The organism is Pseudomonas sp. W2Aug9 (assembly GCF_023127755.1).
GTDB lineage: Bacteria > Pseudomonadota > Gammaproteobacteria > Pseudomonadales > Pseudomonadaceae > Aquipseudomonas > Aquipseudomonas synxantha_A.
The window spans coordinates 51,949-66,020 of the sequence record NZ_SPKL01000028.1 but is presented as its reverse complement, the minus strand read 5'-3'; the positions used below and the strand labels follow the sequence as shown (position 1 = coordinate 66,020).

Annotated in this window: 15 protein-coding genes and 1 tRNA gene; 12 read left to right on the top strand and 4 right to left on the bottom strand. The window is 57.3% G+C overall.

The features are described from left to right. Nucleotides 1–24: 24 nt before the first annotated feature. A complete protein-coding gene (locus E3O56_RS18305; RefSeq protein WP_005788169.1) occupies nt 25–240 on the bottom strand; it encodes a hypothetical protein in 216 nt (71 codons plus the stop codon). Nucleotides 241–415: 175 nt separating this feature from the next. Here E3O56_RS18305 and E3O56_RS18300 point away from each other — a divergent pair, with 175 nt between their 5' ends. The 8 genes from E3O56_RS18300 (at nt 416) to E3O56_RS18265 (ending at nt 8,151) form a co-directional block, all read left to right on the top strand. Then, nucleotides 416–772, top strand: coding sequence for a metalloregulator ArsR/SmtB family transcription factor (locus E3O56_RS18300; protein WP_078821421.1), 357 nt, complete (start codon nt 416–418; stop codon nt 770–772). Between the two features lie 19 nt (nt 773–791). Beyond that, entirely contained in the window at nt 792–2,075 is a 1,284-nt protein-coding gene (locus E3O56_RS18295) for an arsenic transporter (RefSeq protein WP_103735133.1), read from the top strand. A gap of 11 nt (nt 2,076–2,086) precedes the next feature. After that, nucleotides 2,087–2,578: an arsenate reductase ArsC gene (locus E3O56_RS18290; RefSeq protein WP_032875512.1), complete on the top strand. Its 492-nt coding sequence runs from the start codon at nt 2,087–2,089 to the stop codon at nt 2,576–2,578. A gap of 148 nt (nt 2,579–2,726) precedes the next feature. Then, nucleotides 2,727–3,338, top strand: a complete 612-nt coding sequence (locus E3O56_RS18285) for a LysE family transporter (RefSeq protein ID WP_032875515.1) — start codon at nt 2,727–2,729, stop codon at nt 3,336–3,338. A 318-nt stretch (nt 3,339–3,656) separates the two neighbouring features. Beyond that, on the top strand, nt 3,657–3,950 hold the full coding sequence (locus E3O56_RS18280; RefSeq protein WP_148854601.1) for a hypothetical protein: 294 nt from the start codon (nt 3,657–3,659) through the stop codon (nt 3,948–3,950). Between the two features lie 235 nt (nt 3,951–4,185). Then, on the top strand, nt 4,186–6,900 hold the full coding sequence (gene mgtA, locus E3O56_RS18275) for a magnesium-translocating P-type ATPase (RefSeq protein ID WP_032875522.1): 2,715 nt from the start codon (nt 4,186–4,188) through the stop codon (nt 6,898–6,900). 63 nt (nt 6,901–6,963) lie between these two features. After that, complete coding sequence (locus E3O56_RS18270; RefSeq protein ID WP_005788155.1) at nt 6,964–7,311, top strand: DUF2493 domain-containing protein; 348 nt, start codon at nt 6,964–6,966, stop codon at nt 7,309–7,311. An 18-nt stretch (nt 7,312–7,329) separates the two neighbouring features. Then, a complete protein-coding gene (locus E3O56_RS18265) occupies nt 7,330–8,151 on the top strand; it encodes a hypothetical protein (protein WP_248091366.1) in 822 nt (273 codons plus the stop codon). On the opposite strand, the gene E3O56_RS18260 is transcribed toward E3O56_RS18265, so the two are convergent. Further along, on the bottom strand, nt 8,148–8,843 hold the full coding sequence (locus E3O56_RS18260; protein WP_228308388.1) for a tellurite resistance TerB family protein: 696 nt from the start codon (nt 8,841–8,843) through the stop codon (nt 8,148–8,150). The two genes, E3O56_RS18265 and E3O56_RS18260, sit on opposite strands and share 4 nt — an antisense overlap. 125 nt (nt 8,844–8,968) lie before the next feature. Here E3O56_RS18260 and E3O56_RS18255 point away from each other — a divergent pair, with 125 nt between their 5' ends. Further along, entirely contained in the window at nt 8,969–9,496 is a 528-nt protein-coding gene (locus E3O56_RS18255; protein WP_248128679.1) for a DinB family protein, read from the top strand. Nucleotides 9,497–9,610: 114 nt separating this feature from the next. Here E3O56_RS18255 and E3O56_RS18250 read toward each other — a convergent pair whose 3' ends face one another. Then, nucleotides 9,611–10,087, bottom strand: coding sequence for a hypothetical protein (locus tag E3O56_RS18250; RefSeq protein ID WP_248128678.1), 477 nt, complete (start codon nt 10,085–10,087; stop codon nt 9,611–9,613). Between the two features lie 224 nt (nt 10,088–10,311). On the opposite strand from E3O56_RS18250, the gene E3O56_RS18245 reads away from it, so the two are divergent. From E3O56_RS18245 to E3O56_RS18235, 3 genes are all read left to right on the top strand, one after another. Further along, nucleotides 10,312–10,398: transfer RNA gene (locus E3O56_RS18245), tRNA-Leu, on the top strand. Between the two features lie 501 nt (nt 10,399–10,899). Beyond that, nucleotides 10,900–11,178: a hypothetical protein gene (locus E3O56_RS18240; RefSeq protein ID WP_078821311.1), complete on the top strand. Its 279-nt coding sequence runs from the start codon at nt 10,900–10,902 to the stop codon at nt 11,176–11,178. 659 nt (nt 11,179–11,837) lie between these two features. Next, a complete protein-coding gene (locus E3O56_RS18235; RefSeq protein ID WP_187432819.1) occupies nt 11,838–13,286 on the top strand; it encodes a serralysin family metalloprotease in 1,449 nt (482 codons plus the stop codon). A gap of 124 nt (nt 13,287–13,410) precedes the next feature. Here the strand turns inward: E3O56_RS18235 and E3O56_RS18230 are convergent, their stop codons facing one another. Next, nucleotides 13,411–14,049, bottom strand: coding sequence for an NAD(P)H-dependent oxidoreductase (locus tag E3O56_RS18230; protein ID WP_248128677.1), 639 nt, complete (start codon nt 14,047–14,049; stop codon nt 13,411–13,413). Between the last annotated feature and the right edge of the window lie 23 nt (nt 14,050–14,072).

Below are 14,072 nucleotides of genomic sequence, written 5' to 3'. Positions count from 1 at the left end.
GGGGCTTGTCTTGAACGATCTTGCTCAGGCGAGCCTCACCGAAACCTGCTCCACCGAATCCCGCGCTTCACGCAGTTCGTACGCGTCCTGGTTCAGCCGGTGGATGGTATTGAGCAGGCGCTGGCGCAGCACTTCGTCACCGAGTTTTTCCACGGCGCGCATCAGGTCGAACGCCGCGGTTTCGTTATTTTCCGCGACGGAATCCAGGGTCTTGCGCAGGTTGCGAGTGGCACGGGTCACGCGGGTTCTTCCTTCATCAGCAATGAGCAGGCACTGTAGGACCTTTGTGTTTCATTTTAATTTCAAACAGTTGTGGCTGTTTCACGGGCATTTGATCCACATCAACTGAAACAGGATTTGACCGAGACATATGGAAATACGTATATTCGAATAACCATATATGGATACCCTGATCATGTCGGATCTCCTCTCTCCTCCCACCCTGTTCAAGTGCCTGGCTGATGCCACCCGCGCTCGGATGACCCTATTGATCCTGCGCGAAGGCGAACTTTGCGTATGCGAACTGATCCATGCCTTGGACGATAGCCAGCCGAAGATCTCCCGTCATCTGGCGCAACTGCGCAGTTGCGGGCTGCTGCTGGACCGCCGTCAAGGGCAATGGATCTACTACCGCATCAACCCGGCACTGCCCGCCTGGGTCACACAGGTGCTGGACACCACCCTGCAAGCCAACCAGCCATGGTTGCAGAACGACGCGCTGCGTCTGGATGCAATGGGCGACAGACCACAACGGGCCAGCACCTGCTGCTGAGCCATCGGAGCGTTTATTCATGCTTGTCGCAATTGCGATTTTCCTCGTCACCATCGTACTGGTCATCTGGCAGCCCAAGGGCCTTGGCGTGGGCTGGAGTGCCAGCCTGGGCGCGATCCTGGCCCTGGGTTGCGGGGTGATCAGCCTGGCGGACATCCCGGTGGTGTGGCACATCATCTGGAATGCCACCGGTACCTTCGTCGCACTGATCATCATCAGCCTGTTGCTGGACGAAGCCGGCTTCTTTGCCTGGACAGCCCTGCATGTGGCGCGTTGGGGGCGTGGCCGCGGACGGCGGTTGTTTGCCTATATGGTGCTGCTGGGTGCGCTGGTGTCGGCGCTGTTTGCCAATGACGGTGCGGCGTTGATTCTCACGCCCATCGTGATGTCGATGCTGCTGGCCCTGCGTTTTTCACCGGCAGCGACCCTGGCATTCGTCATGGGCGCGGGGTTTATCGCCGATACGGCGAGCCTGCCATTGGTGGTATCGAACCTGGTAAACATCGTCTCGGCTGATTATTTCAAGATCGGCTTCAACGAATATGCCGCCGTGATGGTGCCGGTGAACCTGGTCAGCGTGGCCGCGACCCTGGCAGTGCTGCTGTGGTTTTTCCGCCGGGACATTCCCCAGACCTACGACCCGGCCGACCTGGAAGACCCCGCCAGTGCCATCCACGACCCCGCGACGTTCCGCGCCGGTTGGTGGGTACTGGGTATTCTGCTCATCGGCTGTTTCGCCCTGGAACCTCTGGGCATTCCCATCAGTGCGATTTCCGCCGTCTGCGCCGTACTGCTGCTGGTGATTGCCGCCAAGGGCCATAAGATTTCCACGCGTAAAGTCCTCAAGGAAGCGCCCTGGCAGATCGTGATCTTTTCCCTGGGCATGTACCTGGTGGTGTATGGGCTGCGTAACGCCGGCCTGACCGACTACCTGGCCACCTGGCTCGACACTTTCGCCACCTATGGTGTGTGGGGCGCGGCTATGGGCACCGGGGTGCTGACGGCGCTGCTCTCATCGGCGATGAATAACCTGCCGACGGTGCTGATCGGCGCACTCTCCATCGAGTCCAGCCATGCTGTGGGCGTGGTCAAGGACGCAATGATCTACGCCAATGTGATCGGCAGCGACCTGGGCCCGAAAATCACCCCCATAGGCAGTTTGGCCACCTTGCTGTGGCTGCATATCCTGGCACGCAAAGGCATCACTATCACTTGGGGTTACTACTTCAAGGTCGGAATCGTGCTGACTTTGCCGGTGCTGTTGATCACCCTCGCTGCCCTCGCCTTGCGCCTGAGCGTTTAAAGGAGCCTGCAATGAAAGTGCTTTTCATGTGTACCGCTAACAGTTGTCGCAGTATTTTGTCCGAAGCCATGTTCAATCATATGGCGCCTGAGGGCTTCGAAGCGATCAGCTCCGGCAGTTTCCCCAAGGGCCAGGTTTTGCCGCGCAGCCTGAGCACGCTGCAGGCAGCCGGCATCAGCACCGAAGGTTTGTACAGCAAGGGCAATGACGCCTTTGAAGGCAGCCCGCCGGATGTGGTCATCACGGTGTGCGACAACGCGGCCGGGGAAGCTTGCCCTGTGTATTTCGGTGCGGCGGTGAAGGCGCATTGGGGGTTGCAGGACCCTTCCCACGTGCAGGGTGATGAAGCCCAGGTAGACGCTGCATTCAAGGCCACCCTCGACATTATTGCCGCTCGCTGCGAGGCGTTTTTTGCGCTGCCATTTGCCAGCCTCGGCGCGGATGAATTGAAGGTTGAACTTGAGCGTATAGCCTCAATGTGGGAGGGGGCTTGCTCCCGATAGCGGAGGGTCAGCTACAGATGAGCTGACTGACACACTGCTATCGGGGGCAAGCCCCCTCCCACATTTGGATCGTGGACCATTAAAATCTGCATGGTTTCTTAACCCTGCGCTGACGTATGCTTTCGCACTTTCCTGAAAGGACACGGGCATGCTGTCGATCTTTGTCTATGCGCTGGTATTCGGTTTTGTGTTTTGCCTGTCTCCTGGCGCGGTGCTGGCAGAGACCCTGCGTCGCGGCTTGCTGCATGGTTTCACACCGGCCCTGATGGTGCAGTTTGGTTCCCTCGTAGGCGATGCGGTCTGGGCAGTGATCGGCCTCACCGGTATCGCACTGCTGATTCAGCATGATGCGGTGCGAGTGCCACTGACGATCTTCTGCGCGCTGTACCTGGCCTGGCTGGGCATCCGCAGCCTGATTGATGCGTGGCAGTTACCCGCAACCGACAACGTCCCTGCCAGCTCAGGCAAAAATGCGTTGGCCGTAGGCGCGGCGATCTCCCTGGCCAACCCGAAGAATATTGTCTACTGGGGCGCCCTGGGCAGCGCCCTGTCGGGCATCGTCGGCGCAACCCCCAGCCAGGGGCAGACCCTGACGTTTTTTGCCGGATTCATGCTGGCGTCGGTGCTCTCGTGTTTTCTCACCGCCGCGTTGGTGAATCTGCTGCGCAAGAACGCATCACCGACCTGGCAACGCGTGAGTTATGCGGCGTGCGGTTTAGTATTGATCTATCTGGCGATACTCGCCGCGCAAGGTATATAAAGTTATCTGGCCAGTAACTTGAACATGCCTCTTGTCTGAACAAACTCTGAACGCGGACTAATTTAGTTAATCATGCGTTGACATTCTGTAACGCTCTGAGTAGATTGCCCGTGCCCGCAACTGGGGCCTTTTTTAAACCTCACAAAAGAAGCCAATGGACACAGTATCTAGTCGCTGTCCGAGCACCGCCTCTGCGGGCATCGGGCGCCAAACCCAGAATATGACAGGACTCGCCTTCCAGGTCCGGTAAGCTGCGCTAGAGCTCGATGCTCCACCGTAACTGCCTCACCGGTCGCGTGTCCGGTCCCGAGGTGTGTTATGACCTTCCAACTCATTGCTTTACCCGATGTACCTACACTGGCCGCAGCCTTGCGCGCCAAGCTGTGCCGCGAGCCCGTGGGCTTCAGGCCAACCCGCCCGGCCTTTGCTGCACCCTCCTCCCAAGTACGCCCGGTACCGCCGCTGGCGCACTGGCGTATCTGCCCTGACAGCGGCCAACTGGTGCAGCACTGGGATCACGCCGACCCTCAAGACCCACAGAGACCCAAGGTTTCCCGCCTGGCGCAAGCCAGCTTGATGCTCGGTCTTTACGTGAGCGCTCGCGCCGCCTGACCTGGCTGGAAACAACAACTTTCTTATTGATGCCCTGGAGTTCTTTATGAACAAGTCCAGTAGGAGCCCGCTGCGCGCAAGTTAATTAATGCGCTGTTAGCGGGCATTGTAGAAGTTACCTGAACACTTTATTTAAACCGATCGCGAAGTCCGCGGCTCGGCATGCTTTCGCTCGCCTGTATGCAGGTAAGTACCGGGTATGTTTTGTCGAGAATTGGCGACAGGAGTACAGACAATGAGCGCCGTAAAAAACACGCCTCTGCACAAGAAAAATGGCACCGCTGCCGACACCAAGCTGTCGATGCGCGCCGCCCGTGAAGCCCAGAATGGCCTGGCGGCCACCCTCGCCAATGTACGAGCCACCCAGGACGGCCTGACCGAACTGGACGCCTCGGCCCGCCTGCAACGGGAAGGCTATAACGAAGTCGCCCATGACAAGCCGCCACACGCCATCGTCCAGTTCCTGCAGGCACTGAACAACCCGTTCATCTACGTGCTGTTGACCCTGGGCGGTATCAGCTTTGTCACCGACTATTGGTTGCCACTGCAGGCGGGTGAAGAAGTCGATCTGACCAAAGTCATCATCATCATGACCATGGTGTTGCTCAGCAGCCTGCTGCGCTTCTGGCAGGAACACCGCTCGGCCAAATCCGCCGAGGCCCTGAAGGCGATGGTACGCACCACCGCCACCGTGCTACGTCGCGAACAGGTCGGCGCCCAGCCCACTTTGCGCGAAGTGCCGATGCGCGATCTGGTGGCCGGCGACATCGTGCAGTTGTCGGCCGGCGACATGATCCCCGCCGACATCCGCCTGATCGAGTCACGCGACCTGTTTATCAGCCAGGCCGTGCTGACCGGTGAAGCCTTGCCGGTGGAGAAGTACGACACCCTGGGCGATGTCACCCAAAAATCCGCCTCCAACCTCGCCGCCGACCAAGGCAATCTGCTGGACCTGCCGAACATCTGCTTTATGGGCACTAACGTGGTGAGCGGCCGCGCCAAGGCGGTGGTGGTGGCTACCGGACCGCGCACTTACTTCGGCTCCCTGGCCAAGGCGATTGTCGGCTCCCGGGTGCAAACCGCCTTCGACCGTGGCGTGAACAGTGTCAGTTGGCTGCTGATCCGCTTCATGTTGGTGATGGTGCCGATCGTGTTCTTCCTCAATGGCTTCTCCAAGGGGGACTGGGGCGATGCCTTCCTGTTTGCCCTGGCGGTGGCCGTCGGCCTGACCCCGGAAATGCTGCCGATGATCGTCAGTGCCAACCTGGCCAAAGGCGCTACAGCCATGGCCAAGCGCAAAGTGGTGGTCAAGCGCCTCAACGCGATCCAGAACTTCGGTTCAATGGATGTGCTGTGCACCGACAAGACCGGCACCCTGACCCAGGACAAGATCATCCTTGAGCATCACGTCAACGCCTTCGGCCAGCGCGACGACGCGGTGCTGTCCCTGGCCTGGCTCAACAGCTTTCACCAGAGCGGCATGAAGAACCTGATGGACCAGGCCGTGGTGCAGTTCTCGGCGCAAAACCCCAAGTTCCAGGTGCCATTTGCCTACAGCAAGGTCGATGAATTGCCCTTCGACTTTGTACGCCGTCGCCTGTCGATCGTGGTCAAGGATGCCGCCGGTGACCAGTTGCTGGTGTGCAAAGGGGCCGTGGAAGAGATGCTGAGCATTTCAACCCACACCCTGGAAGACGGCGCCGCCGTACCCCTGGACGATCGCCGTCGCGAGGCACTGCTGGCGATTGCCAACGACTACAACGAAGACGGTTTCCGGGTACTGGTGGTCGCAACCCGCCATATCCCCAAGGCATTGGCGCGTCAGCAATACACCACTGCCGATGAACGCAACCTGGTGATCCAGGGCTTCCTGACCTTCCTCGACCCGCCGAAGGAAACCGCGGGCCCGGCAATTGCCGCGCTGCAACAGATTGGCGTGGCGGTCAAAGTGTTGACCGGCGACAACGCGGTGGTCACCAGCAAGATCTGCCGCCAGGTTGGCCTCGAACCCGGCCAGCCGCTGCTGGGCGTGGAAATCGAAGCCATGGACGACGCCACCCTGCTGCGCCGCGTGGAAGAACGCACGGTGTTCGCCAAGCTGACACCGCTGCAAAAATCCCGTGTGCTCAAGGCGCTGCAAGCCAACGGCCATACGGTGGGCTTTCTCGGCGACGGCATCAACGATGCACCGGCGCTACGGGATGCCGACGTGGGTATTTCGGTGGACAGCGGCACGGATATCGCCAAGGAGTCGGCCGACATCATCCTGCTGGAAAAGAGCCTGATGGTGCTGGAAGAAGGCGTGCTCAAGGGCCGCGAAACCTTCGGCAATATCATGAAGTACCTGAACATGACCGCCAGCTCCAACTTCGGCAACGTGTTCTCGGTGCTGGTAGCCAGTGCGTTCATTCCGTTCATGCCGATGCTGGCGATCCACCTGCTGCTGCAGAACCTGATGTACGACATCTCCCAATTGGCTCTGCCGTGGGACAAGATGGACAAGGAGTACCTGGCCAAACCGCGCAAGTGGGATGCAAAAAATATCGGCCGCTTCATGATCTGGATCGGGCCGACCTCATCAATCTTCGACATCACCACCTTTGCCCTGATGTGGTACGTGTTCTCGGCCAACAGTGTGGAAATGCAGACGCTGTTCCAGTCCGGTTGGTTTATCGAAGGGCTGCTTTCGCAAACCCTGGTGGTGCATATGCTGCGCACCCGCAAGATTCCGTTCTTCCAGAGCACGGCCGCCTGGCCGGTGTTGATGATGACCTGCATCGTGATCGCCTTGGGCATCTACGTGCCGTTCTCGCCGCTGGGCACCCTGGTGGGTCTGCAACCGCTGCCGATGGCGTACTTCCCATGGCTGGTAGGCACCCTGCTGGCTTACTGCTGCGTCGCTCAACTGATGAAAACGATCTACATCCGCCGCTTCAAGCAGTGGTACTGATCCCCCGCCATTCAAACGGTGGTGGTCGCCCGGCCGCCACCGCGCAATACAAGGATGCTCCCTATGCGCGTCTTGATCTGTGCAGGTCGTCATTACGCCGACACCAAAAAGTCCCGCCACGTGCTGGACGCTTACCACCGCCTGCACCCAGTGCAGGTGTTGATCCACGGCGGCAACCAGTTCCTCGGCAGCGAGATCGAGGAATGGGCGCGGGAAATCGGTATAGACGTGGTGCGCTACCCACCCAATTGGCAGCGCCACGGCAAGCAGGCGGAACGCCAGCGCAACCACTTCATGCTGGCCGACAGCCGCCCCGACCTGATCATCGCCCTGCCCGGCGGTGACGATACCTCGGAGCTGGTCTGCCAGGCCAAAGCCAGCGGCATTTCGGTGCTGACCGTAGAAAGCTGAATTCAAGCGAGGTGCACCATGCACACCCCACACAACCCGAAGCACCCGGACGGGTTTGCCAAATATCGCGCGCGCCATTTGCGCAGGGCGCGTCCCACCCTGCTGCTCTTGCCACCGGCCAAGCGCCGCGCCCTGCAGCGCAACCTGATCTTTATCGGCGTGACGCTGGGCACGCTGTTAATCCTCGCCCTGGTTTCCAAGGCGAATGCTGCCGGCGGCGCCTACGTGGTGGATGATGGCGCGATCAATGCGCCTGGCGAATGCAACATCGATGCCTGGCACACCGCCAATCGGCACGCAGGCAGTACGCACAACGAAACCTTGTCCCCGGCCTGCACGTTCAGTGGTATGCCATGGGTGCAGTGGGGCGCGGCGTTATCGCGGGCCACTGACGCGGGAAAGGGCGAAACGCAAGTAAGCCCACAGGTGAAGGCGCAGCTGTTGTCACGAGAAGACCTGGGGCTGGAGCTGGCAATCGCCGCCGGGGCGCACATTGCCCTCTATCGTCAGCACGCATTCGACGGCGCTGACTTCAACCTGCCGTTAACGTGGCAGGCCATGGATGCATTGCGCCTGAACCTGAATGCCGGCTGGAACCATGCCTATAACGACGGCGCGCAACAGCACCGCCTGACCTGGGGCATGGGTTTCGAATACCAGCTTGCGCAGGTGTTGACGTTGATTGGCGAACGCTATGGCCAGGAAGGCGGTGAACAAGCATGGCAGGCGGGGCCGAGATTCCACGTCGGCAAGTTTGTCGACGTGGACCTGGTGGTCGGGCGCAGTTTGACTGGGGACCGTGCCCAGTGGCTGACCACTGGGGCTACTTTCAGGTTCTAGGCCTTGGCCTGTTGCTCCAGGTGTACCTGCAACTGGGGGTCGATTTGCAGCTGCCCGGCCAGATCGTCCAGGTAGTTGCGCTCGGCGTCCTGCTGATCATTAACCAGCAGGACGCTGGCCAGGTAAATCTCCGAAGCGATTGCTGGGTCCTTGGCATATTCAGCGAAATCTGCGGCATCCAGTGGCTTGGCGACTTCGGCGTCGAGCCACTGCTGCAGTTGTGGATCGTCGGTATGACGGCCGATCTCGGTAGAGATCATCTTTTTCTCTTGCTCATCGATCCTGCCGTCCGCCTTGGCTGCTGCGATCATTGCACGCAGTACGCCGTGGCTATGGGCTTCGGCTTCAGGCCCTTCAAGCTGGTCAACGGTCTGGATGGCTTGCTGCGGTGCATTCGCCTGCTGACGTTGCCACGCTTGATACGCCTGGAAGGCGGCCATGCCGAGAGATGCCAGCGCCGCGTAATTCATTCCGCCGCTGCTACGCGTCTGGGTCGTGCCGCCTGCCGGAGCGCCGCCCAACAAGCCACCCAGGCCACCCAGTAAACCACCCAAGCCGCCACCGGCTGATGCATTGCCGGTACCGGCGTTTTTCAACAAACCTCCAAGCAATCCGCCCAGGCCGCCGCCCGAAGCGCCGCCGCCTTGCTGCCCTGCTCGCCACAGTTGTTCCAGTAGATCGCTGGTATTCATGGTGTCGCCCTCCCGGGGCGCAATAATGGCGTTTATCAAACATAGTTCGCCTGCGATGGAACACCATGACCGCCGGGCGGGCAAGCTTTATGATGTCGCCACCATGCCGTCAAGGGAGAACCGCGGTGAACCGCATCGAGCATATTGGGTTGATGGCCCACTACAATCAATGGATGAACCGTAAGGTCTACGCCGCCGCCGGCACCTTGACCGACGCGGAGTTGAGGGTGGATCGCCAGGCGTTTTTCGGCTCGATCCTCGGCACCTTGAACCACCTGATGCTGGGCGACACAGTCTGGCTCAAGCGCTTTGCCGAACATCCGGCGGGCTTTCGCGCGTTGGCACCGTTGAGCGACATCCCTACACCGGTGGATCTCAAGCAATTGGCCTTTGCCAACCTGAGTGAACTGTCAGCCCATCGCGCCTGGCTGGATCAATTGATCATTGATTGGGCCAACACGCTGCAGGAGTCTGATCTGGACCAGCGCCTGCGCTACCACAACATGCGCGGCGTGGCAGGTGAGAAGCCCTTCTTCGGCCTGCTGGTGCACTTTTTCAACCACCAGACCCACCACCGGGGCCAGGTGACAACACTGCTGACCCAGGCTGGCGTGGACGTGGGTACTACCGACCTGCTGGCACTGATTGACTGAACGCGGGCACAGCGCATTACACAAATCTTGTGGGAGCGGGCTTGCTCGCGAATGCGGTACGTCAGGCACTGAGCCAGTTACTGAAGCACCGCTTTCCCGAGCAAGCCCTCTCCTTTACTTCACCTTGCTGCTCAACGTCTCCACACTGCGCTTCAAATCATCCAGGCCGCGCTTGAGGCCGGCGATTTCGTCTTTCTGCCGATCTATCGTATTTTTCTGCTCATCCACCGTGCGCTTGAGACTCGACAACTGGCTATCACTGCTGCTGGAACTCGACCCGTCTTTACGCTTGAACTCGTCAAATGCACGATCCTGATCATCCATTTTGGTTTTCAGGCTTTGCAGCTCGCTTTCGCTACGCTTTTGCGCCGCTTGCAACGCCTCGATATCGCCGACGGAAATACTCGACGACTTCAACACATAGGTATTGCCCGCCTCTATCGAGGCGCCCGTCAATCTGTCTGTCGACGATGCACTGAACTCTCCCCACCGCACCGCACTCGCCGCCTGCGCCGGGCCAGCTATCGCCGCACCCAACAGCCCCACCACGCCTGCAGCCATCATCCAAGAACGCCTACGGACACTGAGCATCAACTGACTCCTTTGCGATTTGCCGGGATGGCATGTCGCTATGACTGTCATTTATGAGGCGTGTTCCTGCGGCGCAAGCATTCATCAGGACTTAACCCAAAGGCCCTGTAGATCACTGATCTGCCACACTTTTTCATCGGTATCTTTATGCAGGAAAGCGCGCTTCGAGGTTGCGCCGAAGCGACAGGATCTATATATTCCCAACCCTGCTACACCGCGCTACCGCCCGAATGGCGAAACTGGTAGACGCATGGGACTTAAAATCCCCCGCTCGTAAGGGCGTCCCGGTTCGATTCCGGGTTCGGGCACCATAGATATCAAGGGCTTGCCAGGGAAACCTGAGCAGGCCCTTATCTTTTCAGCTCCGCAATTCTCTCTAAGCTCTACGAAAACCAACTGGCTCTAGAAACTTCCATCATTGAGTTGCCGAGCCGGGTGGAAGCAGCGAGGGCTAAAGTGCTTATTTACTCCAGACTGAATACTAGGCAATGGGCCTATGCGAAAGAACTCGAGTGAATAACAACTATTTCAAAATCTTATTTAACCATTCGTCGGAATCGACGCGTTGGCAAGGTAATGACACCTTGCATTTTCCCGCCTGTAGGCTTGACTGCGGAAGCAGGTAGAACAATATACATGCAACAAATTACATTTTACTTGGAGTCCAGCATCGAGCTGGACTCCAGTATCAATTGAATATGGCGCCAGCGAGTTAACCTAACTACGGCTTTTCTGTAGCAGTGGCAAGTCTGCAGCTTTATTTTAAATAGGGAGCCAACTCATGGAATTTAAAATCCAAAAGGAATGCAAATATGGCTATCACAATCACAAACGGCGCAAGCAGAATTGTCAAAGTTGCAGTAAGTGCATGGCATACTGATACAAACCCCAGTGAGGACTACTACCCAATAGAGCAAGGTAATAGCGACACGTGGACGCGCAGCGATTCAAGAGGCTATTTAATGGTCGTCCAAGGTCTAGCAAAGACAAACGAGTACTACATTTCCTCCAGCAGCAAAATCGTTATCGAGGATGACCGTGTCAAAGATCACGGCCAATCTATTAGCCCACTAACGTCTGTCAATGCCTGATGTGTGTCGGTAAACGCATGTAGAGGTCACTCAAAACAGGAGACGGCCGAGAAAATTCATGCCCGGGCCGGAGTTGCCAACCCGACACATTAGTAAGTATTGGCACGTCCTCTTCAGTATTTTGGAGCTTCTATAGTTCCCCAATCTGCAAAAAAACTCCGTAGATGTCAATCTACGGGGTTTTTAAGAGTAGAGGCCAAGGTTTTTTGCAAGAGCAATCTACGGGCGAGTGAGATCAAATCGTTCGTTCGCTTTCGTTGTTATCTCGAAGCGAGAGCAATGCCAGGCAGAAGACAGCCGCATGACCGATCTCTACACACTGACCGGCTAACTGACCGAGTCAGCATGAGAAGGGATCTGGCCGTGATCAATATATTGAGGGCGAGCCATCAATAGGCCGCCACACTACTTAACCGCCTCTTGGATGCACCTTGAGAACCGTGAATTACCCCCCCGCAATAAAATCAGTCAATTGACTCACCAACCCAAGGCGTCTTAATAATTTTTAAGAATATATCAACAAGTTATATACCATATTTAATTTTTAAATAACACTAAACCCATAAGTCCTTTATAAATGACTACCACAACAAGAAGGCAACGAAAACGTGATAAGCATATAACACTTCAAATCAATGGACACGAAGGAATGTACTCGTATGACTATCTTGGCGAAAAATCTTGTTAGCCCACTCACCACTTCGGCGCAGCTGCGAACAAGTGACGATTACCAGGCACTCTATAATTTTTCACACACCTATGATCGAGGAGGATTTAATTCCTCACAGGGCAAGCCGTCTTACACTATTGCGCAGGCCGCGGATGAAATAACTCGAGGAGGTTACTATTGGGGTGACAACGACCACAATGGGAAATACAACTTCACCTACAGCTTTCTGACTTCAGAAAGTCAAGCATACGCCTCCGAGAACGTGTCTGGATTCAGCGCATTCAACGCTCAACAGAGATCCCAAGCAGCCCTTTCGTTCCAATCCTGGTCGGACGTCGCCAACATTTCATTCATCGAATCCAGAAGCGGAGGTGACGCACATATATCACTGGGCAATTATAGTAATGACCTGCAGCATGGTGGTGCCAGATCAGCTTTCGCCTTCTACCCCAATAACAGCGGAAATAGCGATGCGTTGTTTTATACCAATCAAAACTATCAAGAAAATTTAACACCGGCAAACGGCAATTACGGTCGTCAAACCTTGACCCATGAAATTGGTCACACGCTTGGACTGCAGCACCCAGGTTCGTACGACGCCAGTGTGGGTCAACCGTCGTATTCGGATGCGAAATATGCCGAAGATACACATGCTTACTCCGTGATGAGTTACTGGAGCGAGAGCAACACCAACCAGAACTTCAGTAAAGGTGGTGTCGAAGCCTATGCTGCCGGCCCGCTGATCGACGACATCGCCGCGATCCAGAAGCTCTACGGTGCCAACTACAGCACTCGCGCCGGTGACACGACCTACGGGTTCAACTCCAATACCGGGCGTGATTTCCTCACTGCCACATCCGATGCCGACAAGCTGGTGTTTTCGGTATGGGACGGCGGCGGCAAAGACACTCTAGACTTCTCCGGTTTCACTCAAAACCAGAAGATCAACCTCACTGCCACCTCGTTTTCTGATGTGGGCGGCCTGGTGGGCAACGTGTCGATCGCCAAGGGCGTCACCATCGAGAACGCATTCGGCGGTTCGGGCAACGACCTGATCATTGGTAACCAGGTCGCCAACCTCATCAAAGGCGGGGCCGGTAACGACCTCATCTATGGAGGTGGCGGCGCAGACCAATTGTGGGGCGGCGCCGGCAACGACACGTTCGTGTACGGTGCCAGTTCCGATTCCACGCCACGCGCTGCGGACAAGATCTTTGACTTCACCTCGGGCTCCGACAAGATCGACCTGTCGGGCATTACCAAAGGTGCGGGCTTGAGCTTCGTCAATGCATTTACCGGCCATGCCGGCGATGCTGTGCTGAACTATGCCTCGGGTACCAACCTGGGCACCTTGGCTGTGGACTTCTCCGGACACGGTGTGGCGGATTTCCTCGTCACCACCGTTGGCCAGGCAGCCGTCAGCGACATCGTGGCGTGATACAAAGCGCGGCGCTTGGCGCGCCGCGCTCAGTGATTGGAAAGGAGCTCACGATCAAATACTCAGTTCTACCCATGCAGCTGCGCCCCACTATTGCTGCAATGTGGAGCGGCTGCACTTCTCCCTAGTTGATTTCGGTTACGAAATTTTCGCGAGAGCGCCGTACTTTTTTCAGGTTTACCAGCCAGTCAGACTCTGTTGCCCGATACCCCAAAGGCAGGAGCACCACACTGCGCAGATGCCTGGTTCCCAGTCCCAGAATCTCATCGACAGCCGATGGGTCGAAACCTTCCATGGGCGTCGCGTCGACTTGCTCGGATGCCGCGGCGATTAAAGCCGAGCCCAGGCCAATATAGGCTTGGCGCGCAGCCGCTTGATAGTTGGCCTCCTGCCCACGCTCGGCGACTATACCGAGGAGCATTTGACGGTAATCTTCCCAACCCTGGTTGACGGTAGCTCGTACCGTATTGGTCAGGTCGAACATCATGTTGACACGCTCAGGCGTGATGTCATCCCAGGCGGCGAACACCAGTAAATGAGAGCAGTCGGTCACCTGGGACTGATTCCAGCTGACCGCCTTAATCTTTTCGCGAATTTGCGGATTGGTCACCACCAGCAATTCAAATGGCTGGAGCCCGCTCGACGTCGCCGTCAGGCGTACCGCCTCCAGGATTCGCTCCAGCTTTTCAGCAGGTATTGTCTTGGACGAATCGTAACTTTTCGTCGCATAACGCCAATTCAGCAACTCGGTTATTTTGCTCATTCTTCACATTCCACGTAGGTCAA

Excerpts from the sequence above, each read along its gene's own strand:
- E3O56_RS18240 (WP_078821311.1), top strand. The coding sequence starts at position 10,900 with ATGGCTATCACAATCACAAACGGCGCAAGCAGAATTGTCAAAGTTGCA.
- E3O56_RS18295 (WP_103735133.1), top strand. The coding sequence starts at position 792 with ATGCTTGTCGCAATTGCGATTTTCCTCGTCACCATCGTACTGGTCATC.
- E3O56_RS18265 (WP_248091366.1), top strand. The coding sequence starts at position 7,330 with ATGCACACCCCACACAACCCGAAGCACCCGGACGGGTTTGCCAAATAT.
- E3O56_RS18260 (WP_228308388.1), bottom strand. The coding sequence starts at position 8,843 with ATGAATACCAGCGATCTACTGGAACAACTGTGGCGAGCAGGGCAGCAA.
- mgtA (WP_032875522.1), top strand. The coding sequence starts at position 4,186 with ATGAGCGCCGTAAAAAACACGCCTCTGCACAAGAAAAATGGCACCGCT.
- E3O56_RS18280 (WP_148854601.1), top strand. The coding sequence starts at position 3,657 with ATGACCTTCCAACTCATTGCTTTACCCGATGTACCTACACTGGCCGCA.
- E3O56_RS18285 (WP_032875515.1), top strand. The coding sequence starts at position 2,727 with ATGCTGTCGATCTTTGTCTATGCGCTGGTATTCGGTTTTGTGTTTTGC.
- E3O56_RS18290 (WP_032875512.1), top strand. The coding sequence starts at position 2,087 with ATGAAAGTGCTTTTCATGTGTACCGCTAACAGTTGTCGCAGTATTTTG.
- E3O56_RS18250 (WP_248128678.1), bottom strand. The coding sequence starts at position 10,087 with ATGCTCAGTGTCCGTAGGCGTTCTTGGATGATGGCTGCAGGCGTGGTG.
- E3O56_RS18300 (WP_078821421.1), top strand. The coding sequence starts at position 416 with ATGTCGGATCTCCTCTCTCCTCCCACCCTGTTCAAGTGCCTGGCTGAT.
- E3O56_RS18270 (WP_005788155.1), top strand. The coding sequence starts at position 6,964 with ATGCGCGTCTTGATCTGTGCAGGTCGTCATTACGCCGACACCAAAAAG.
- E3O56_RS18230 (WP_248128677.1), bottom strand. The coding sequence starts at position 14,049 with ATGAGCAAAATAACCGAGTTGCTGAATTGGCGTTATGCGACGAAAAGT.
- E3O56_RS18235 (WP_187432819.1), top strand. The coding sequence starts at position 11,838 with ATGACTATCTTGGCGAAAAATCTTGTTAGCCCACTCACCACTTCGGCG.